Genomic DNA, 19754 nt, shown 5'->3' with positions numbered 1-19754 from the left:
CGCATGCTTGCATACATAATCCGACGGCTCTTCGCAGTCGTCGTGATGCTGCTCGTCGTCACGCTCGTGACGCTCAGCATCTTCTTCCTCATCCCCAAGATGACCGGCAGCGACCCTGCCGCGATGTTCGTCGGCAAGCAGGCGGATCCGGCTTCCATCGAGGCCGTCCGGCAGAAGCTGGGCCTGGACGAGCCGCTCCTGGTGCAGTTCTGGCACTTCGTCTCCGGCATCTTCGTCGGCCGGGACTACACCGGTGGCGGCGACACCATCCACTGCGCCGCGCCCTGCTTCGGCTACTCGTTCCGCAGCGAGCAGGACGTCTGGTCGATGCTGATCGACGCCTTCCCGGTCACCCTCTCCATGGTGCTCGGCGCCGCCGTGCTGTGGCTGGTGCTCGGCGTCTCCACGGGCGTGGTCTCCGCGCTCAAGCGGGGCACGATCGTCGACCGCACGGCGATGATCACCGCGCTGGCCGGCGTCTCGCTCCCCATCTTCTTCACCGCCATGCTGGCGATGCTCGTCTTCCGCACCCAGCTGAAGTGGGTCGACGCCACGTACGTGCCGATCACCGAGTCCTTCGGCGGCTGGTTCGGCGGTCTGCTGCTGCCCTGGGTGACCCTGGCCTTCCTGTACGCCGCGATGTACGCGCGGCTCACCCGCGCCACCATGCTGGAGGTCCTCGGCGAGGACTACATCCGCACCGCGCGGGCCAAGGGTCTGCCGGAGTCGGTCGTGCTCGGCAAGCACGCCATGCGCTCCACCATGACCCCCATCCTGACCATCTTCGGCATGGACCTCGGCGCCCTCGTGGGCGGCGCGATCCTGACCGAGACCGCGTTCAGCCTCCACGGCCTCGGCGCCCTGGCCATCCGCGGCGTGAGCGAGCGCGACCTGCCGCTGATCCTGGCCGTCACGCTCATCACCGCGACCTGCGTCGTCGTCGCCAACCTCATCGTGGACCTGCTGTACGCCGTGATCGACCCCCGAGTGAGGCTCGCATGACGGACAAGCTGACGAAGACCGGCGCGGCGGTGGGAGAGCCCGTCGACACCGGGAAGTCCGCCCCCTCCGAAGCCTTCCTCGACGTACGCGACCTCAAGATCCACTTCCCGACCGACGACGGTCTGGTCAAGTCGGTCGACGGCCTCAGCTTCCAGCTGGAGAAGGGCAAGACCCTCGGCATCGTGGGCGAGTCCGGCTCCGGCAAGTCGGTCACCTCGCTCGGCATCATGGGCCTGCACACCGTCGGCCAGTACGGCCGGCAGAAGGCGAAGATCTCCGGCGAGATCTGGCTGAACGGCCGCGAGCTGCTCTCGGCCGACCCCGAAGAGGTCCGCAAGATGCGCGGCCGCGAGATGGCGATGATCTTCCAGGACCCGCTGTCCGCGATGCACCCGTACTACTCCGTCGGCAACCAGATCGTGGAGGCGTACCGCATCCACCACGACGTCGACAAGAAGACGGCGAAGAAGCGGGCCGTCGAACTCCTCGACCGGGTCGGCATCCCCGAGCCCGCCAAGCGGTTCGACAACTACCCGCACGAGTTCTCCGGCGGCATGCGGCAGCGCGCGATGATCGCCATGGCGCTCGTCAACAACCCCGAGCTCCTCATCGCCGACGAGCCCACCACGGCCCTCGACGTGACCGTGCAGGCGCAGATCCTCGACCTGATGCGGGACCTGCAGAAGGAGTTCGGCTCCGCGGTCGTCATCATCACCCACGACCTCGGCGTCGTCGCCGAGCTCGCCGACGACATCCTCGTCATGTACGGCGGGCGGTGCGTCGAGCGCGGACCGGCCGAGTCCGTCTTCTACGAGCCGCAGCACCCCTACACCTGGGGCCTGCTCGGCTCGATGCCCCGCATCGACCGCGAGCAGACCGACCGGCTCATCCCGGTCAAGGGCAACCCGCCCAGCCTCATCAACGTTCCCAGCGGCTGCGCCTTCAACCCGCGCTGCCCGTACGCGGACGTCCCCAAGGGCGGCATCACGCGCACCCAGCGCCCGGAGCTGGCCCTCGTCGGAGAGCGCCACCACTCCGCCTGCCACATGCCGCAGGAGGAGCGCACCCGCATCTGGACCGAAGAGATTGCGCCGAAGCTGTGAGCGAGACTATGGAACCCCTCCTCAAGGTCACCGGCCTGCAGAAGCACTTCCCCATCCGGAAGGGCCTGCTCCAGCGCCAGACCGGGGCGGTCAAGGCGGTCGACGGGCTGGACTTCGAGGTCTACCCCGGCGAGACCCTCGGCGTCGTCGGCGAGTCCGGCTGCGGCAAGTCCACGATGGGCCGGCTGATCACGCGTCTGCTCGAACCCACCGGCGGGAAGATCGAGTTCCAGGGCACGGACGTCTCGCACCTCGGCGTGTCGGCCATGCGCCCGCTGCGCCGCGACGTCCAGATGATCTTCCAGGACCCGTACGGCTCGCTGAACCCGCGCCACACGGTCGGCACGATCGTCTCGGCCCCCTTCCGGCTCCAGGGCGTCGAGCCCGAGGGCGGCGTGAAGAAGGAGGTCCAGCGCCTCCTCGGCCTGGTCGGCCTGAACCCGGAGCACTACAACCGCTACCCGCACGAGTTCTCCGGCGGCCAGCGCCAGCGCATCGGCATCGCCCGCGCGCTGGCACTGAAGCCGAAGCTGGTGGTCGCGGACGAGCCCGTCTCGGCCCTGGACGTCTCCATCCAGGCGCAGGTCGTCAACCTCCTGGACGACCTCCAGGAGGAGCTGGGCCTCACCTACGTGTTCATCGCGCACGACCTCTCGGTCGTCCGGCACGTCTCGGACCGCATCGCGGTGATGTACCTCGGCAAGATCGTCGAGCTCGCTGACCGCAAGTCCCTGTACGAGAGCCCGATGCACCCGTACACCCGGGCCCTGATGTCCGCGGTCCCGGTCCCGGACCCGCGCCGCCGCGGCGTCAAGAGCGAGCGCATCCTGCTCAAGGGCGACGTCCCGTCCCCGATCGCCCCGCCGGCGGGCTGCCGCTTCCACACGCGCTGCTGGAAGGCGACGGACCTCTGCAAGACCCAGGAGCCGCCGCTCCTGGAACTCCGGCCGGGCCAGCGGGTGGCCTGCCACCACCCGGAGAACGCGGAGGGCGTGACGGTCCCGGGGGCGCGGGAGTCGGTGGAGGTGACGATCACGAAGGCGCCGGAGGAGACGAAGGCCGCGGCACCGGCGGAGGCCGCCGAGCCGGCGAAGACCGCCGAGCCGGCGAAGACCGCCGAGCCGGAAGCCGGGGCCGCCGCCGAGGAGAACGCCTCCGGCGAGTGACCGGCAACGAGTGACCGGCAACGGAGGCCCCCGTCGCGCCACGGCGACGGGGGCCTCCGTTCCGCCCCCACCGGGACGACCGGGACAATGGGCCCGTGCTCCACGTCCACGATCTGTTCACCCCCTCCGTCCAACACGCCCTCGACCTCGTCGGCATCTTCGTCTTCGCCATCTCCGGAGCGCTGCTCGCCGTCCGCAAGAACTTCGACGTCTTCGGCATCGCCGTCCTCGCCGAGGTCACGGCCCTCGGAGGCGGTCTCTTCCGCGACCTGGTCATCGGCGCGGTGCCTCCCGCCGCCTTCACCGACCTCGGCTACTTCCTGATGCCGCTGATCGCGACGGTCCTCGTCTTCTTCCTCCACCCGGAGGTCGAGCGCACCCAGGCCGCCGTCAACGTGTTCGACGCGGCGGGCCTGGGGCTGTTCTGCGTGACGGGGACGACGAAGGCGTACGACTACGGCCTCGGCCTGACCTCCTCCGCCGCGCTGGGGCTCGCGACCGCCGTCGGCGGCGGCGTGCTGCGGGACGTGCTGGCGAACGAGGTGCCGTCGCTGCTGCGCTGGGACCGGGACCTGTACGCCGTCCCGGCGATCGTGGGCGCGACGACGGTCGTGCTCTGCATCCGTTTCGACGTCCTCAACGGACTCACGAGCGGCGCCGCCGTGGTCACGGCCTTCGCGCTCCGCCTCCTCGCGATGCGGTACCACTGGCGCGCGCCCCGCGCCTGGAACCGCCGTTCCTCCGCGCGGGAGGAGGACGCACAGAAAGCTACCGCTCAGTAGCTAGCTGCGGTACCGTCGGAAACATGAGCACGAGCACCGAGCCGACCGCCGTCGGAACGTACGAGTTCGACCGCGACACCGCCGTCACCCTCCGGGAACCGGGCGTCTACGACGCCGACCTCTCCGCCGGGTGGACGATCATCCACGCCGTCAACGGCGGCTATCTCCTCGCCCTGCTCGGCCGCGCTCTCGGCGACCACCTGCCGCACCCCGACCCGTTCACGATCTCGGCCCACTACCTGACGCCGTCCGCGCCCGGCCCCGCGGTGATCCGGACGGAGACCGTCCGTACCGGCCGGACCCTCTCCACCGGGCAGGCCTCGCTCTTCCAGTACGCCGAGGACGGCACCGAGGTCGAGCGCATCCGCGTCCTCGCCTCGTACGGAGACCTCGACGCCCTCCCGGACGACGTCCGCACCGCGGCGACGCCCCCCGCGATGGCCCCGATCGAGAACTGCTTCAGCGCGGCCGACAACCCGGCCCCGAGGATCCCCGGCTCCTCGGCGATCGCCGACCGCCTCGACCTCCGCCTCGACCCGGCGTGCGTGGGCTGGGCGGTCGGAGCGCCGTCGGGGAAGGGCGAGATGCGCGCCTGGTTCGGCCTGGCCGACGGCCGGGAGCCGGACCCCCTCTCCCTGCTGCTCGCGGTCGACGCGCTGCCGCCGACCTCCTTCGAGCTGGGGCTCAAGGGCTGGACGCCGACGGTGGAGCTCACGACCCACGTGCGCTGCCGTCCGGCACCGGGCCCGCTGCGGGTCTCGATCACCACCCGGAACCTGGCGGGCGGCTTCCTGGAGGAGGACGCGGAGGTCTGGGACAGCGCGGACCGCCTGGTGGCCCAGTCCCGCCAACTGGCCCGCGCGCCACGCGGCTGAACCGCCGCGCGGGGCGGTGCGAACGGGCCGCGCGGCGGCCCCCGCCGAACGGGCTCGTAGAATCGACCCACCATGGCTTACCTCGACCACGCCGCGACCACGCCCATGCTGCCCGAGGCGATCGAGGCGATGACCGCCCACCTCGCCGTCACGGGCAACGCCTCCTCCCTGCACGCCGCCGGACGGCGCGCCCGGCGGACCGTCGAGGAAGGGCGCGAGACGCTCGCCGCCGCGCTCGGCGCGCGGCCGAGCGAGGTCGTCCTCACCTCCGGCGGCACGGAGGCGGACAACCTCGCCGTGAAGGGCCTGTACTGGGCCCGGCGCGACGCCGACCCCCGCCGCACCCGCGTCCTGGCCAGCCCGGTCGAGCACCACGCCGTCCTGGACGCCGTCGACTGGCTGGCCACGCACGAGGGCGCCCGGGTCGAGTACCTGCCCGTCGACCGCCACGGCCGCGTCCACCCGGACGCGCTCCGCGAGGCGATCGCCCACGCCCCCGAGTCCGTCGCCCTGGCCACCGTCATGTGGGCCAACAACGAGATCGGCACGATCATGCCGGTCCGCGAACTCGCCGACGTCGCCGCCGAGTTCGGCGTCCCCCTGCACGCGGACGCCGTCCAGGCCGTGGGCCAGGTCCCGGTCGACTTCGCGGCCTCCGGCCTCGCCGCGATGACGGTCTCCGGCCACAAGATCGGCGGCCCGTACGGCATCGGCGCCCTGCTCCTGGGCCGCGAGCACACCCCCGTACCCGTCCTGCACGGCGGCGGCCAGGAGCGGCACGTCCGCTCCGGCACCCTGGACGTGCCCGCCGTCGCGGCCTTCGCCGTCGCCGCCCGGCTCGCCGCCGAGCGGCAGGGGGAGTTCGCCCGCGAGGTCGGCGCCCTGCGCGACGAACTCGTCGCCGCCGTCCGGGCGCTCGTGCCCGACGCGATCCTCGGCGGCGACCCCGTCGAACGGCTCCCCGCCAACGCCCACTTCACCTTCCCCGGCTGCGAGGGCGACTCCCTGCTCCTGCTGCTCGACGCGGCCGGCATCGCCTGCTCCACCGGCTCCGCCTGCACCGCCGGCATCGCCCAGCCCAGCCACGTCCTGCTCGCCACCGGCACCGATCCGGACCTGGCCCGGGGGACCCTGCGGTTCTCGCTCGGCCACACCTCCACCAAGGAGGACGTGGCGGCGGTCGCGGAGGCGATCGGCCCGGCCGTGGAACGCGCGAGGACCGCCGGCCTCAGCTGAGCGGACCGCCGGCCCCGGTCGAGCGGACCGCCGGCCCCGGTCGAGGGGACCGCCGGCCCCGGTCGAGCGGACCGCCGGCCCCGGTCGAGGGGACCGCCGGCCTCAGCCGAGCGCCGCCCGGGCCCTCCGCACGAGACGGAGGTACCGGTCCCAGTCCCAGTGCGGACCGGGATCGGTGTGGTCGGTGCCCTCGACCTCGACGTGCCCGATGATGTGCTCCCGGTCCACGGGCATCCCGTACCGGGCGCATATGTCGGCCGTGAGCCGCGCCGAACCCTCGTACATCGCCGCCGTGAAGTCCTGCGGCCGGTCGACGAAGCCCTCGTGCTCGATGCCGATGCTCCGCTCGTTCATGTCGCGGTTCCCGGCGTGGAAGGCCACGTCGAGCTCGCGGATCATCTGCGCCACGTGGCCGTCCCTGCGGACCACGTAGTGCGCGGCGGCCCCGTGCGCCGGATCCTTGAAGACCTTCAGGGCGGACGCGTAGCTGCCCTGGACGACGTGGATCACGATCCGGTCGATCGTGTAGTCGTCGGGCCGGTCGGCCCGCCGCCAGTTCGCCCGCGCCGCCGACGTCCACTCGGCGCCCTTGTGATCGAGCTCCCCCTCGACCCGCTTCTTCTCCATCCCCGGCAGGCGCCACCACAGGCGCCCCAGCTCGTCCCCGGCCAGCGCGACCGTGCCCACCGCGGCGGCCGCGCCGCCGATCAGCACGGCCCGTCGGCCCACTCGCCGCCCGCCCGCCCCGCTCCCCGCGCCCTCAGGCTCGCTCCCCATGCCACGGAGAACGCTCATCACCGCGACCGCGGTTCCCGGCGCCCCGTACCCTGGTAGGGCTATGACTCAGACTCCGCCCCAGCGCCCCCTCCGCGTCCTCGCCGCCATGTCGGGCGGAGTGGACTCCGCCGTCGCCGCCGCCCGCGCCGCCGAAGCCGGTCACGACGTCACCGGCGTGCACCTGGCCCTCTCCGCGAACCCGCAGTCCTTCCGCACCGGAGCGCGCGGCTGCTGCACGATCGAGGACTCGCGCGACGCGCGCCGGGCGGCCGACGTCATCGGCATCCCCTTCTACGTGTGGGACCTCGCCGAGCGGTTCCGCGAGGACGTCGTCGACGACTTCGTCGCGGAGTACGAGGCGGGCCGCACCCCCAACCCGTGCCTGCGCTGCAACGAGAAGATCAAGTTCGCGGCGCTCCTCGACAAGGCGCTCGCCCTCGGCTTCGACGCGGTCTGCACCGGCCACTACGCCACCGTCGTCCTGAACGAGGACGGCACCCGCGAGCTGCACCGGGCCTCCGACATGGCCAAGGACCAGTCGTACGTCCTCGGCGTGCTTGACGAGAAGCAGCTCGCGCACGCGATGTTCCCGCTCGGCGACACCCTCACCACCAAGGACGAGATCCGGGCGGAGGCCGAGCGGCGCGGGCTCGCGGTCGCGAAGAAGCCCGACAGCCACGACATCTGCTTCATCGCCGACGGTGACACCCAGGGCTTCCTCGCCGCCCGCCTGGGCAGGGCCGAGGGCGACATCGTCGACGAGGCCGGGACGAAGGTAGGCACCCACGAGGGCGCCTACGGCTTCACCATCGGCCAGCGCAAGGGCCTGCGGATCGGGCACCCGGCCCCGGACGGCAAGCCCCGCTACGTCCTCGACATCTCGCCCGTGAACAACACCGTCACCGTCGGCCCCGCCGAGGCCCTCGACGTCACCGCCCTCACCGCGATCAAGCCCCGCTGGTGCGGCACCGCCCCCGAGGGCCCCGGCCGCTACACCGCCCAGCTCCGCGCCCACGGCGGCGAGACGCCGGTGAGCGCGGCGCTGGAGGACGGCGAGCTCCGCGTCACCTTCGACGAGCCGGTCCGCGGCGTCGCCCCCGGCCAGGCGATCGTCCTGTACGACGGCACGCGCGTGGTCGGCTCGGCGACGATCGCGACGACGGCCCGCCGCACGACCGCGCCCGCCTAAGCGGATTCGTCCAGGAACTCCTCCAGGACCGGCGCCAGCACGTGCGGGGCCACCTCGTGCGTCTGGCCCGTCAGGGTGCGGTGCCGGGCCCGGGGGAGCGCCGCCGTCAGGGCGCGGGCCGCCTGCCGGGTCTTCGCCGGGCTCGCGCCCCCGTCGACGACCAGCACGCGCGCGTGGACCGCCCGGAGGAGCCCGTCCGCGAGCGGCTCCGGCTCGTACACCGACACCGCGCCCACCGGGAGCCCGGCCGCCGCCCCCGCGAGCGCGAGGACCCCGCCCGTCTCCGTGCCGTGCACGGCCGCCCCCGGCCCCGCCGCCGCCAGGACGGCCGCCAGGTCCTCGATCTCCCGCTCCACCGCGCCGGCGCCCCGCCGCTCGTACGTCACGACGGAGAAGCGCCGGGCGAGCAGCCCGGCGAGCGCCCTCCCGGTGCCGCCGTCCGCCCCGCCCACCAGCACGAGGGGACGGCCGTCCCCGTACCGCTCGTACGCGATCTCCGTCCCGTCCCGCGACACGACCCGGCCCCGGACCCCGCTCGGCATGGTGCTCACCTCGTCCATGGCAGGGCAGACCGGAGCCGTCACCGGAACTCATCGCCGCCCGCCGGACTTTTTCCGCGGCGCCTTACGGTGGGGCCCATGAACATCTGCGTCTTCCTCTCCGCCGCCGACCTCGACGAGCGGTACACGGGCCCGGCCCGCGACTTCGCCACGCTCCTCGGCAAGTCCGGCCACACCCTCGTCTGGGGCGGCTCCGACACCGGCCTGATGAAGGTCGTCGCGGACGGCGTCCAGGAGGCGGGCGGCCGGCTCGTCGGCGTCTCCGTCGACTTCCTCGCCCACAAGGCCCGCCCGAACGCCGACCAGATGGTCATCGCCGGGAACCTGGCCGAGCGCAAGGCCCTGCTCCTCGCCAAGTCCGACGCGATCGTGGTCATGGTCGGCGGCACGGGCACCCTCGACGAGGCCACCGAGATCCTGGAACTGAAGAAGCACGGCAAGCACTCCAAGCCGGTCGTCCTCCTCAACACGGCCGGCTTCTACGACGGCCTCAAGGCCCAGTTCCGCCGCATGGAGGACGAGGGCTTCCTCCCCCTCCCCCTCACGGACCTCGCCTTCTTCGCGGACGACGGCCGGGCGGCCCTCGCACACCTGGAGGCCGGGATCGGCTCCCGCTGATGGGAGCATGGCTCCCATGGCTACACATGTGATCACCGGAGCGGGTTCCGGCATCGGCGCGGCCGTCGCGCGCCGCCTTCACGCGCGCGGGGACGAGCTCGTGCTCCACGCGCGCGACGCGGGGCGGGCCAAGGAGCTCGCCGCGCAGTTCCCCGGAGCCCGGACGCTCGTCGGGGATCTGGCCGATCCGGACCGGCTGTCCTGGGCCTTCTCGCACCAGAGCCTGCCCGACCGGGTGGACGGCCTGCTGCACATCGCGGGTGTCGTCGACCTCGGGCCGGTCGGGGAGCTGACCCCGAAGACCTGGCACCACCAGCTGAACGTCAACCTGGTCGCCCCGGCCGAGCTGACCCGCCACTTCCTGCCGCAACTGCGGGTCTCCCAGGGGCACGTCGTCTTCGTGAACTCGGGCGCCGGGCTCAACGCGCACGCCGAGTGGGGCGCGTACGCCGCGTCCAAGCACGGCCTCAAGGCCCTCGCGGACTCCCTGCGCCACGAGGAGCACGCCAACGGGGTGCGGGTGACCTCCGTCTACCCGGGCAGGACCGCCAGCCCCATGCAGGCGAAGGTCCACCAGCAGGAGGGCAAGGAGTACGACCCGTCGAGGTGGATCGACCCCGAGTCCGTCGCCACGGCGATCGTCACCGCGATCGACCTGCCGCGCGACGCGGAGATCAACGACCTGACCGTGCGTCCGGGGCGGTAGACATGGACGACAGCAAGCTCTGGGGGCCCGCCACCGGCGTCGGCTCCCTGCCCGGCGGCGACGCGCGCGAGGCGGCGAAGACGGTCGCCGGTTCCTTCGAGGACTTCCCGTTCCTCGCGGAGCTGCCCGCGCGCGGCCCCGGCGCCGACATGATCGGCCGCACGATCGGGATGCTCGTCGACCTCTACGCGCACGTGGAGCCGAGCGGCTGGCGGATCAGCGACCGGCCGGGCCGGGACACCAAGCGGGCCCGGTCCTGGCTCGGCGAGGACCTGGACGCCCTGGAGGAGTTCACCCAGGGGTACGAGGGCCCGCTCAAGGTCCAGGCCGTGGGCCCGTGGACGCTCGCCGCGGCCCTGGAGCTGCGCGGCGGCGAGGCCGCGCTCGGGGACGCCGGCGCCTGCCGGGACCTGGCCGGCTCGCTGGCCGAGGGCCTCCGCGCGCACCTCGCCGAACTGCGCAGGCGCGTCCCGGGCGCGCGGATCGTGCTCCAGCTCGACGAGCCCTCGCTCATCGCCGTCCTGCGCGGGCAGGTCCGCACCGCCAGCGGCTACCGCACCCACCGGGCCGTCGACCGGCAGGTCGTGGAGAGCGCCCTGCGGGACGTGATGGCCGTTCACGACGGCCCGGTCGTCGTCCACTCGTGCGCGCCGGACGTGCCGTTCGCACTGCTGCGCCGGGCCGGGGCGGCGGGCGTCTCGTTCGATTTCTCGCTCCTCACCGAACGTGACGAGGAGGCGATCGGCGAGGCGGTGGAGGGCGGGACGAAGCTCTTGGCCGGTGTGGTGCCGTCCACGGACACGGCATTGTCGGACCCGGGCGGTAGCGTCATGGGTGTCAGGACGCTGTGGCGCAGGCTGGGGCTGAATCCGGGGACTCTCGCGGAGTCCGTCGTGGTCACGCCCTCGTGCGGGCTGGCGGGCGCGTCGCCCGCCTACGCCCGGGCGGCGCTCGCCCACTGCGTCAGAGCGGCACGGTCGCTCGCGGACAACCCTGAGTAGCGGAAGGACGAAACGGTGGCAGTCGAACAGGGGGCCCTGCCCGCCGAGGCACGGGAGAAGCACGCCGACCTTGCCGAGCGGGTCGAGGAACACCGCTTCCGGTACTACGTGAAGGACCAGCCGGTCATCAGCGACGGCGAGTTCGACACGTTGCTGCGCGCGCTGGAGGCGCTGGAGGAGGAGTATCCGGAGCTGCGGACGCCGGACTCGCCGACCCAGAAGGTCGCCGGGCAGTACGCGACCGAGTTCACCGCCGTCGAGCACCGGGAGCGCATGCTCTCCCTGGACAACGCCTTCGACGACGAGGAGCTGGCCACCTGGGCGGAGCGGGTCGCGCGGGACGTCGGCACCCCCGACTTCCACTACCTGTGCGAGCTGAAGGTCGACGGCCTCGCGGTCAACCTCACCTACGAGCACGGGCGGCTGACCCGCGCCGCCACCCGCGGCGACGGCCGCACCGGCGAGGACATCACGCCCAACGTCCGGACGATCACCGACATCCCGGAGCGGCTGCGCGGCGACCGGATCCCGGAGCTCGTGGAGATCCGCGGCGAGGTCTACTTCCCGATGGAGGCCTTCCAGGGGCTCAACGCCCGTCTGGTGGAGGCCGGCGACAAGCCCTTCGCCAACCCGCGCAACGCGGCCGCCGGTTCGCTCCGGCAGAAGGACCCGAAGGTCACCGCCTCCCGCCCGCTCCACATGGTGGTGCACGGCATCGGCGCCCGCGAGGGCTTCGAGATCTCGCGGCTCTCGGAGGCGTACGAACTGCTCCGCGAGTGGGGCCTGCCCACGGCCCGGCACAACAAGGTGGTCGACTCGCTCGCCGAGGTGCGGGAGTTCATCGCGCACTTCGGGGAGAACCGCCACTCCGTCGAGCACGAGATCGACGGGGTCGTCGTCAAGCTCGACGAGATCCCGCTCCAGGGCCGGCTGGGCTCCACCGCGCGCGCCCCGCGCTGGGCGATCGCCTGGAAGTACGCGCCGGAGGAGGTCAACACCAAGCTGGTCGACATCAAGGTCGGCGTCGGCCGCACCGGCCGCGTCACCCCGTACGCCCAGGTCGAGCCGGTGACCGTGGCCGGCTCCGAGGTCGAGTTCGCCACCCTCCACAACCAGGAGGTGGTGAAGGCCAAGGGCGTCCTCATCGGCGACACCGTGGTGCTGCGCAAGGCCGGCGACGTGATCCCGGAGATCCTCGGTCCGGTCGCCGACCTGCGGGACGGCACCGAGCGGGAGTTCGTGATGCCCGCCGAGTGCCCGGAGTGCGGGACGCCGCTGAAGCCGATGAAGGAGGGCGACATCGACCTCCGCTGCCCGAACGGCCGGACGTGCCCGGCCCAGCTGCGCGAGCGGCTCTTCTTCCTGGCCGGGCGGCAGTGCCTGGACATCGAGAGCTTCGGCATGGTGGCCGCGGCGGCGCTGACCCGCCCCCTGGAGCCGGTCGAGCCGCCGCTGGTGGACGAGGGCGGCCTCTTCGACCTGACCATCGAGCAGCTGCTGCCGATCAAGGCGTACGTCCTCGACCCGAGCAGCGGGCTGCCGAAGCGGGACCCGAAGACCGGAGAGGAGAAGATCGTCACGGTCTTCGCCAACCAGAAGGGCGAGCCGAAGAAGAACGCGCTCGCGATGCTGGAGAACATCGCGGCGGCGAAGACGCGGCCGCTCGCCCGCTTCATCAACGGGCTCTCCATCCGGCACGTGGGGCCGGTCGCGGCCGAGGCGCTGGCCCGCGAGTTCCGTTCCCTGGAGCGGATCGAGCAGGCGAGCGAGGAGGAGCTGGCGGCCGTCGACGGGGTCGGCGGGATCATCGCGGCCGCCGTGAAGCAGTGGTTCTCGGAGGAGTGGCACCGCGAGATCGTGCGCAGGTGGCGTGCCGCCGGGGTCGCCCTGGAGGACGAGGGGGCCGGGGAGGACGAGGGGCCGCGTCCGCTGGAGGGGCTGACGGTCGTGGTGACCGGCACCCTGGAGAAGTTCACCAGGGATGGCGCAAAAGAGTCGCTCCAGCGGCTCGGAGCGAAGGTGACCGGTTCCGTTTCGAAGAAGACCGGCTTCGTGGTCGTCGGTGAAAACCCTGGTTCGAAGTACGACAAGGCGATGCAGCTGAAGGTTCCGGTTCTGGACGAGGAAGGCTTCTCCGTCCTGCTCGAACAGGGACCCGAGGCGGCTCGGGAGGCCGCGGTGCCCGTCGCCGAGTAGCCCCCCGGAAGCCGCGGAGGCTCACCCGTTCGGCGCATACCAGATCGTTACGGGTGGCCTGGTCGCATTCGGGCAAGAGAGGGAGAGCGCTGCCCGTCGACGCCCTCGGCGGCCTAGTGTGGTGACCGTGCGTCCAGTCCTGCACGCCCGCGTGAGGGCTCTGCCGGGCATGGCGTCAGGACATCGGCCCCGTGGTACCAGGTGCGGCCGCCCGACAGCGGCCGCGCGCCGGACGTACGGGGCCGGACGACGGACGGCCGCGTCACCGCGGCCCATCGCACACCGACGGCACCGCCGCCTGTGAGAGGGACGGGAATGGAACCGACCGAGAGCGCCGCCCCGGTCCCACGGCCGTACGGCCGTGTGGTCCCGCCGGGCTTCCCCTCCCGGCTGCCCGCAGCCGTGGTGGGCATCGCCGCAGTCGTGCTCGTCGCCGGGCTCCAGCGAGCCCTGAGCGGCGGCCACGGGCTCTTCCCCGGCGGAGTCGCCGGCTGGTCCCTCGCCGTCCTCACCGGCCTCATCGTCGGCCATCTGGTCGCCCTCGGCCGGGACCGCTGGTGGGGCGGCACCGGCTCCGGCGCCGCCCTCACCCTCGCCGTCCTCCTGCTCTACGGCTGGGTGCCCGCCGGACTCGTCTCGCTGACCGTCGTCACCCTGGTCGGCGCCGCCCGCCGGCACCGCTGGCGCCAGGGCCTCCTGCACGGCGCCGCCGACGTCCTCGGCGTCGGCGCCGCCGCCCTCGTCCTCGCCCTCTTCGGGGACGTACCGACCGTCGAGCGGCCCTGGCAGCCCCTCGACTGGACGATCGCGGACCTCCCGGAAGCCGTCCTCGCCGCCGGCGCCTACCTCGTGGTGACCCGCCTCCTCCTGTGGTACACGCTCGCCCCCCAGGGCCGCGGGCTGCCCACCATCGCCCGCTCCGCCCTCCTCCGGCAGGGCCTCGTCGCCGTCGCCCTGCTCGGCATCGCCCCCCTCATCTGCGTCGTCGCCGCCACCCGGCCGGTCGTCCTGCCGCTCTTCGCCGTCCCCCTCATCGCCCTCGACTCCACCCTCTGGATCGCCCGCGCCCGCGCCGAGGAGCAGCTCCGCGACCCGCTCACCGGCCTGCCCAACCGCCAGTGGCTCCTGGAGCGGGCCTGGACCGCCCTGGAGGAGGCCGAGGGCGAAGGGGTCCGCGCCGCCCTCGTCCTGATCGACCTCGACCGCTTCAGATCCGTCAACGACACGCTCGGGCACCTCGCCGGCGACCGGCTGCTCCTCCAGATCGCCGAACGGCTCCGCCTCGCCCTGCCCCGCGGCGCCGAGGCCGCCCGGCTCGGCGGCGACGAGTTCGCCGTCCTGCTGCCCACCGCCGACTCCACCACCAGCGCCCAGCGCGTCGCCCGCCACCTCGTCGCGGAACTCTCCTCCCCGCTCGACCTCGACGGACTCACCCTCGTCCTGGAGGCCAGCGCCGGCGTCGCCGTCTTCCCCGACCACGCCCTCGACGCCGAGGGCCTGCTGCGCCGCGCCGACGTCGCCATGTACCAGGCCAAGCGCGACCGCACCGGCGTCGAGGTCTACGAGTCCAAGCGCGACTCCAACACCCCCGACCGGCTCGGCCTCCTCGGCGACCTCCGCCGCGCCCTCGACGCCGGCGAGGTCGAACTCCACTACCAGCCCAAGGTCCGCTTCGACGGCCAGGTCGCCGGCCTGGAGGCGCTCGTCCGCTGGGTCCACCCCGAGCGCGGAAAGGTCCCGCCGGACGAGTTCATCGCCATCGCCGAGTCCTCCGGCCTGATGCCGCACCTCACCGAGTACGTCCTGGAGACCGCGCTCGCCCAGGTCGCCCGCTGGCGCGCCCAGGGCCTCAACGTCCCGGTCGCCGTCAACGTCTCGCCGCGCGACGTCCACACCCCCGGCTTCGCCGGAGCCGTCGCCGCCCGCCTCGCCCGCCACGGCGTCCCGGCCGGCGCCCTCCAGCTGGAGATAACGGAACACGTGCTCCTGGAGGACCCCCAGCGGGCCGCCGACACGCTGAACGGCCTCACCGGCCACGGCGTCAAGATGTCCCTGGACGACTTCGGCACCGGCTACTCCTCCCTCGTCCACCTCCGCCGCCTGCCCGTCAGCGAACTGAAGATCGACCGCTCCTTCGTGGCCCGGCTCGCCGTCGACACCGAGGACGCCGAGATCGTCCGCTGCACCGTCGACCTCGCCCACTCGCTCGGCCTCCTCGTCGTCGCCGAGGGCGTCGAGGACGACGAGACCTGGGAGCGCCTGCGCGACCTGGGCTGCGACGCCGTCCAGGGCTGGCTGGTCGCCGCCGCGATGCCGCCCGAGGAGGCCACCGCCTGGCTCCTGGCCCGCGGGGAGCACGGCTGGCGCCGCCCCGCCGACATCGCCGCCCAGGTCGACCTGGACCAGCCGTCGGGCCAGGTCGTGCAGTGAGCCCCGGCCCCTCGGGGGCAAACCGTTTCACGGGCAGCGGCACCGGCCCCATAGGATTGGGCCAACACCATCAAACTCACCCCGTGAGGATCCGCATGCCTGGCATCACGCGCGAGGAGGTCGCCCACCTCGCACGGCTGGCGCGTCTGGAGCTGAAGGGCGAAGAACTCGATCACTTCGCCGGTCAGCTCGACGACATCATCGGCGCTGTCGCCCGCGTCTCCGAGGTCGCCGACCAAGACGTACCGCCGACCTCCCACCCGCTGCCGCTGACCAATGTCATGCGCGCGGACGAGGTCCGTCCGTCGCTCACCCCCGAGCAGGCGCTCTCCGGCGCCCCGGCCCAGGAGCAGCGGCGTTTCAAGGTGCCGCAGATCCTGGGGGAGGACTAAGAAGTCATGACGGACAACACCATCATCAAGCTCACCGCGGCCGAGATCGCCGGGAAGATCGCCGCCGGCGAGCTGACCGCCGTCGAGGTCACCGAGGCCCACCTCGCCCGCATCGAGGCCGTCGACGAGAAGGTCCACGCCTTCCTGCACGTCGACCGCGAGGGCGCCCTCGCCCAGGCCCGCGCCGTCGACGAGAAGCGCGCCCGGGGCGAGAAGCTCGGCCCGCTCGCCGGTGTGCCGCTCGCGCTCAAGGACATCTTCACCACCGTCGGCATGCCGACCACCGTGGGCTCGAAGATCCTGGAGGGCTGGATCCCGCCGTACGACGCGACCCTGGTCAAGAACCTCAAGGCCGCCGACGTCGTCATCCTCGGCAAGACCAACATGGACGAGTTCGCGATGGGCTCCTCCACGGAGAACAGCGCCTACGGTCCGACCGGCAACCCCTGGGACCTGACCCGGATCCCCGGCGGCTCCGGCGGCGGCTCCTCGGCCGCCCTCGCCGCGTACGAGGCCCCGCTCGCCATCGGCACGGACACCGGCGGCTCCATCCGCCAGCCCGCCGCCGTCACCGGCACCGTCGGCGTCAAGCCGACCTACGGCGGCGTCTCCCGCTACGGCATGGTGGCCTTCTCGTCCTCCCTGGACCAGGGCGGCCCCTGTGCCCGCACGGTCCTGGACGCGGCCCTCCTGCACGAGGCGATCGCCGGGCACGACCCGCTCGACTCGACCTCCATCGACGCCCCGGTCCCGCCGGTCGTCGAGGCCGCGCGCAACGGTTCGGTGGCCGGCATGCGCGTCGGCGTCGTCAAGCAGTTCCGCGGCGAGGGCTACCAGGCCGGCGTCGTGCAGCGCTTCGACGAGTCCGTCGAGCTGCTCACGTCGCTCGGCGCCGAGGTCGTCGAGCTGGACTGCCCGACCTTCGACCTCGCCCTGTCGGCGTACTACCTGATCGCGCCGTCCGAGTGCTCCTCGAACCTGGCGCGCTTCGACGCGATGCGGTACGGCCTGCGGGTCGGCGACGACGGCACCCGTTCGGCCGAGGACGTCACCGCCCTCACCCGCGAGGCCGGCTTCGGCGACGAGGTCAAGCGCCGCATCATCCTCGGCACCTACGCCCTGAGCTCCGGCTACTACGACGCGTACTACGGCTCGGCGCAGAAGGTCCGCACCCTCATCACCCGCGAGTTCGAGAAGGCCTTCGAGGAGGTGGACGTCATCGTCTCCCCGACGACCCCCACCACCGCCTTCCCGATCGGCGAGCGCGCCGACGACCCGATGGCGATGTACCTCGCGGACCTGTGCACCATCCCGACCAACCTGGCCGGCAACGCCGCCATGTCGCTGCCCTGCGGCCTCGCGCCCGAGGACGGTCTGCCGGTCGGCCTGCAGATCATCGCCCCCGCCATGAAGGACGACCGGCTCTACAGGGTCGGCGCCGCCGTCGAGGCCGCCTTCGTGGAAAAGTGGGGACACCCGCTGCTCGAGGAGGCTCCGTCGCTGTGAGTGCCATGGCAAAGAAGGCCAAGAACTTCAAGAAGTCCAAGACCGGCATCTACGTCTCGCTGGCGACGACCGCGTTCGGCGCGGTCAGCGTCGCGAAGCAGGCCAAGCTGGCCCGCAACGACCACGACATGCTGCGGCTGATCGACTCCGCCGTGTCCGCCGCCGCCATCGTTACCGGCCTGGCGATCCTCTACCGGGAGCTGAAGCGCCTGGGCGACGACGACGTCCTGCTGGGCTGAGAGGGAAAGTCTCACCGTGACCGTCACTGAACTGCTGTCGTACGAAGCGGCGCTCGCCGAGTACGACCCCGTCATGGGCCTGGAGGTCCATGTCGAGCTCGGCACCAAGACGAAGATGTTCTGCGGCTGCTCGACCGAGCTGGGCGCGGAGCCCAACTCGCAGACCTGCCCGACCTGCCTCGGCCTGCCCGGCTCCCTGCCGGTGGTCAACGCGATCGGCGTCGAGTCCGCGATCAAGATCGGTCTCGCGCTGAACTGCGAGATCGCCGAGTGGTGCCGCTTCGCCCGGAAGAACTACTTCTATCCGGACATGCCGAAGAACTTCCAGACCTCCCAGTACGACGAGCCGATCGCCTTCAACGGCTACCTGGACGTCCAGCTGGAGGACGGCGAGGTCTTCCGCGTGGAGATCGAGCGCGCCCACATGGAGGAGGACACCGGCAAGTCCACCCACATCGGTGGCGCGACCGGCCGCATCCACGGCGCCTCCCACTCGCTGCTCGACTACAACCGGGCCGGCATCCCGCTCATCGAGATCGTCACCAAGCCGATCGAGGGCGCGGGCGAGCGGGCCCCCGAGGTCGCCAAGGCGTACGTCGCCGAGCTGCGCGAGCTGATCCGCGCCCTGGGCGTCTCCGAGGCGCGCATGGACAAGGGCCAGATGCGCTGCGACGTCAACCTGTCGCTGCGCCGCAACGGCACCAAGGCCTTCGGCACCCGCTCGGAGACGAAGAACGTCAACTCGCTCCGTTCGGTGGAGCGCGCGGCGCGCTTCGAGATCCAGCGCCACGCGGCCGTCCTGTCCTCCGGCGGGACGATCGTGCAGGAGACCCGTCACTTCCACGAGGACGACGGCACCACCACCTCCGGCCGCATCAAGGACAACGCCGAGGACTACCGGTACTTCCCGGAGCCCGACCTCGTCCCCGTCGCCCCGGCCCGCGAGTGGGTCGAGGAGCTGCGGAAGGGCCTGCCCGAGCTGCCGCGCGTGCGCCGCAACCGGCTCCGCGAGGAGTGGGGCGTCTCCGAGGTGGAGATGCAGGCCATCCTCAACGCCGGTGCGGTCGACGCGATCGTCGCCACGACCGAGGCGGGCGCGGACGCGGCCTCGGCCCGCAAGTGGTGGATGGGCGAGCTCGCGCGCAACGCCAACGAGAAGGGCGTCTCCCTGGAGGAGCTGCCCATCACCCCGTCCGACGTGGCCCGGGTCTCCGCCCTGGTCGCGGCCGGCGACCTCAACGACAAGCTGGCCCGTCAGGTCATCGAGGGCGTCCTCGCCGGCGAGGGCACCCCGGACGAGGTCGTCGAGAAGCGGGGTCTGAAGGTCGTCTCCGACGACGGCGCGCTCGGCACGGCCGTCGACGAGGCCATCGCGGGCAACGCGGCCATCGCCGACAAGATCCGCGGCGGCAAGGTCGCCGCGGTCGGCGCCCTGGTCGGCGCGGTCATGAAGGCCACCCGCGGCCAGGCCGACGCGGCGAAGGTCAAGGACCTGATCCTGGAGAAGCTGGGCGTCAGCGAGGGCTGATCCCGTTCTTCTCGTACGGCTCGAAGGGGGCGGCCCCGCACCGGACTTCCGGTGCGGGGCCGCCCCCTTCGCCGTACGGTCGGCGGCCCGGCGCCCGCGGGCAGCCGTCCCGGGTCCGCCGCAGGAGCCCGAGGAACGCCCCGTACGCGGGCGGGTTCGCGGCGGCGGACCGTTCCGCCAGGGCGATCGCCTCGACGACCGGCACGAGGGCCTTCTCCCAGCGCCCGTCGAGCGCGAGGAAACGGCCGAGGTCGTTGAGGACCCGGGCCAGGTCGGAGGCGTACGCGGCGGGGTTCCCGGCGTGCGCCGCGCGGTACGGCTCCACGGCCCGCCGGGTCGCGGGCACCGCCTCCACCTCTTCCTGGAGCGTCCCGGCCCCCTCCGCGTCGAGGTCCACGACAGCGGCGACGGCGCCCCGGCCGTCCGCGAGCCGTCCGGCGGGTCCGGC

Annotated in this window: 19 protein-coding genes; 16 read left to right on the top strand and 3 right to left on the bottom strand. The window is 72.6% G+C overall.

Annotated elements, in window-relative coordinates:
- Positions 1-3: 3 nt before the first annotated feature.
- The 6 genes from IE180_RS00300 (at position 4) to IE180_RS00275 (ending at position 6164) form a co-directional block, all read left to right on the top strand.
- The gene (locus tag IE180_RS00300) at positions 4-1002 is read left to right on the top strand and encodes an ABC transporter permease (protein WP_190154687.1); all 999 of its coding nucleotides are present in this window, start codon (positions 4-6) and stop codon (positions 1000-1002) included.
- Positions 999-2105, top strand: coding sequence for an ABC transporter ATP-binding protein (locus IE180_RS00295; protein WP_190154686.1), 1107 nt, complete (start codon positions 999-1001; stop codon positions 2103-2105). Before IE180_RS00300 ends, IE180_RS00295 begins: the two co-directional genes overlap by 4 nt.
- Before the next feature lie 8 nt (positions 2106-2113).
- Complete coding sequence (locus IE180_RS00290) at positions 2114-3271, top strand: ABC transporter ATP-binding protein (protein WP_229860261.1); 1158 nt, start codon at positions 2114-2116, stop codon at positions 3269-3271.
- A gap of 95 nt (positions 3272-3366) precedes the next feature.
- Positions 3367-4053 (top strand): trimeric intracellular cation channel family protein, encoded by a 687-nt coding sequence (locus IE180_RS00285; RefSeq protein ID WP_190154685.1) that lies wholly within the window; start codon positions 3367-3369, stop codon positions 4051-4053.
- A 23-nt stretch (positions 4054-4076) separates the two neighbouring features.
- Positions 4077-4928, top strand: a complete 852-nt coding sequence (locus IE180_RS00280) for a thioesterase family protein (RefSeq protein WP_190154684.1) — start codon at positions 4077-4079, stop codon at positions 4926-4928.
- A gap of 72 nt (positions 4929-5000) precedes the next feature.
- Positions 5001-6164: a cysteine desulfurase family protein gene (locus tag IE180_RS00275; protein WP_190154683.1), complete on the top strand. Its 1164-nt coding sequence runs from the start codon at positions 5001-5003 to the stop codon at positions 6162-6164.
- 102 nt (positions 6165-6266) lie between these two features.
- Here the strand turns inward: IE180_RS00275 and IE180_RS00270 are convergent, their stop codons facing one another.
- Positions 6267-6941 (bottom strand): N-acetylmuramoyl-L-alanine amidase, encoded by a 675-nt coding sequence (locus tag IE180_RS00270; protein ID WP_190154682.1) that lies wholly within the window; start codon positions 6939-6941, stop codon positions 6267-6269.
- A gap of 61 nt (positions 6942-7002) precedes the next feature.
- Between IE180_RS00270 and mnmA the strand changes: the two genes are divergently transcribed.
- Entirely contained in the window at positions 7003-8130 is a 1128-nt protein-coding gene (gene mnmA, locus IE180_RS00265) for a tRNA 2-thiouridine(34) synthase MnmA (protein WP_190154681.1), read from the top strand.
- Here mnmA and IE180_RS00260 read toward each other — a convergent pair.
- Positions 8127-8690 (bottom strand): alpha/beta fold hydrolase, encoded by a 564-nt coding sequence (locus IE180_RS00260; RefSeq protein ID WP_190154680.1) that lies wholly within the window; start codon positions 8688-8690, stop codon positions 8127-8129. The two genes, mnmA and IE180_RS00260, sit on opposite strands and share 4 nt — an antisense overlap.
- Positions 8691-8768: 78 nt before the next feature.
- On the opposite strand from IE180_RS00260, the gene IE180_RS00255 reads away from it, so the two are divergent.
- From IE180_RS00255 to gatB, 9 genes are all read left to right on the top strand, one after another.
- Positions 8769-9308: an LOG family protein gene (locus tag IE180_RS00255; RefSeq protein ID WP_190154679.1), complete on the top strand. Its 540-nt coding sequence runs from the start codon at positions 8769-8771 to the stop codon at positions 9306-9308.
- Positions 9309-9315: 7 nt separating this feature from the next.
- Positions 9316-10014, top strand: coding sequence for an SDR family oxidoreductase (locus tag IE180_RS00250; protein ID WP_190154678.1), 699 nt, complete (start codon positions 9316-9318; stop codon positions 10012-10014).
- 2 nt (positions 10015-10016) lie between these two features.
- The gene (locus IE180_RS00245; RefSeq protein WP_190154677.1) at positions 10017-11015 is read left to right on the top strand and encodes a methionine synthase; all 999 of its coding nucleotides are present in this window, start codon (positions 10017-10019) and stop codon (positions 11013-11015) included.
- 15 nt (positions 11016-11030) lie between these two features.
- The gene (gene ligA, locus IE180_RS00240; RefSeq protein ID WP_190154676.1) at positions 11031-13211 is read left to right on the top strand and encodes an NAD-dependent DNA ligase LigA; all 2181 of its coding nucleotides are present in this window, start codon (positions 11031-11033) and stop codon (positions 13209-13211) included.
- A 315-nt stretch (positions 13212-13526) separates the two neighbouring features.
- Entirely contained in the window at positions 13527-15641 is a 2115-nt protein-coding gene (locus IE180_RS00235; RefSeq protein WP_190154675.1) for a putative bifunctional diguanylate cyclase/phosphodiesterase, read from the top strand.
- A gap of 95 nt (positions 15642-15736) precedes the next feature.
- Entirely contained in the window at positions 15737-16033 is a 297-nt protein-coding gene (gene gatC / locus IE180_RS00230) for an Asp-tRNA(Asn)/Glu-tRNA(Gln) amidotransferase subunit GatC (RefSeq protein ID WP_190154674.1), read from the top strand.
- Positions 16034-16039: 6 nt separating this feature from the next.
- Positions 16040-17539 carry an Asp-tRNA(Asn)/Glu-tRNA(Gln) amidotransferase subunit GatA gene (gene gatA / locus IE180_RS00225; protein ID WP_190154673.1) on the top strand — a complete coding sequence of 500 codons (1500 nt, stop codon included), beginning with the start codon at positions 16040-16042 and terminating at the stop codon, positions 17537-17539.
- Between the two features lie 5 nt (positions 17540-17544).
- Complete coding sequence (locus IE180_RS00220; protein ID WP_030492500.1) at positions 17545-17778, top strand: hypothetical protein; 234 nt, start codon at positions 17545-17547, stop codon at positions 17776-17778.
- A 16-nt stretch (positions 17779-17794) separates the two neighbouring features.
- Positions 17795-19306: an Asp-tRNA(Asn)/Glu-tRNA(Gln) amidotransferase subunit GatB gene (gene gatB, locus IE180_RS00215; protein WP_093873970.1), complete on the top strand. Its 1512-nt coding sequence runs from the start codon at positions 17795-17797 to the stop codon at positions 19304-19306.
- Here the strand turns inward: gatB and IE180_RS00210 are convergent.
- The gene (locus IE180_RS00210) at positions 19293-19703 is read right to left on the bottom strand and encodes a hypothetical protein (protein WP_190154672.1); all 411 of its coding nucleotides are present in this window, start codon (positions 19701-19703) and stop codon (positions 19293-19295) included. The genes gatB and IE180_RS00210 overlap by 14 nt on opposite strands.
- Between the last annotated feature and the right edge of the window lie 51 nt (positions 19704-19754).

The organism is Streptomyces litmocidini (assembly GCF_014649755.1).
GTDB classification, from domain to species: Bacteria; Actinomycetota; Actinomycetes; order Streptomycetales; family Streptomycetaceae; genus Streptomyces; species Streptomyces litmocidini.
This window is presented reverse-complemented; position numbering and strand designations above follow the sequence as displayed.

Bases quoted from the DNA above. Each gene is read 5' to 3' on its own strand.
- mnmA (WP_190154681.1), top strand. From the start codon at position 7,003: ATGACTCAGACTCCGCCCCAGCGCCCCCTCCGCGTCCTCGCCGCCATG.
- IE180_RS00300 (WP_190154687.1), top strand. From the start codon at position 4: ATGCTTGCATACATAATCCGACGGCTCTTCGCAGTCGTCGTGATGCTG.
- IE180_RS00235 (WP_190154675.1), top strand. From the start codon at position 13,527: ATGGAACCGACCGAGAGCGCCGCCCCGGTCCCACGGCCGTACGGCCGT.
- IE180_RS00220 (WP_030492500.1), top strand. From the start codon at position 17,545: ATGGCAAAGAAGGCCAAGAACTTCAAGAAGTCCAAGACCGGCATCTAC.
- gatA (WP_190154673.1), top strand. From the start codon at position 16,040: ATGACGGACAACACCATCATCAAGCTCACCGCGGCCGAGATCGCCGGG.
- IE180_RS00255 (WP_190154679.1), top strand. From the start codon at position 8,769: ATGAACATCTGCGTCTTCCTCTCCGCCGCCGACCTCGACGAGCGGTAC.
- IE180_RS00250 (WP_190154678.1), top strand. From the start codon at position 9,316: ATGGCTCCCATGGCTACACATGTGATCACCGGAGCGGGTTCCGGCATC.
- gatC (WP_190154674.1), top strand. From the start codon at position 15,737: ATGCCTGGCATCACGCGCGAGGAGGTCGCCCACCTCGCACGGCTGGCG.
- IE180_RS00245 (WP_190154677.1), top strand. From the start codon at position 10,017: ATGGACGACAGCAAGCTCTGGGGGCCCGCCACCGGCGTCGGCTCCCTG.
- IE180_RS00280 (WP_190154684.1), top strand. From the start codon at position 4,077: ATGAGCACGAGCACCGAGCCGACCGCCGTCGGAACGTACGAGTTCGAC.
- IE180_RS00275 (WP_190154683.1), top strand. From the start codon at position 5,001: ATGGCTTACCTCGACCACGCCGCGACCACGCCCATGCTGCCCGAGGCG.
- IE180_RS00290 (WP_229860261.1), top strand. From the start codon at position 2,114: ATGGAACCCCTCCTCAAGGTCACCGGCCTGCAGAAGCACTTCCCCATC.
- IE180_RS00295 (WP_190154686.1), top strand. From the start codon at position 999: ATGACGGACAAGCTGACGAAGACCGGCGCGGCGGTGGGAGAGCCCGTC.
- IE180_RS00260 (WP_190154680.1), bottom strand. From the start codon at position 8,690: ATGGACGAGGTGAGCACCATGCCGAGCGGGGTCCGGGGCCGGGTCGTG.
- IE180_RS00270 (WP_190154682.1), bottom strand. From the start codon at position 6,941: ATGGGGAGCGAGCCTGAGGGCGCGGGGAGCGGGGCGGGCGGGCGGCGA.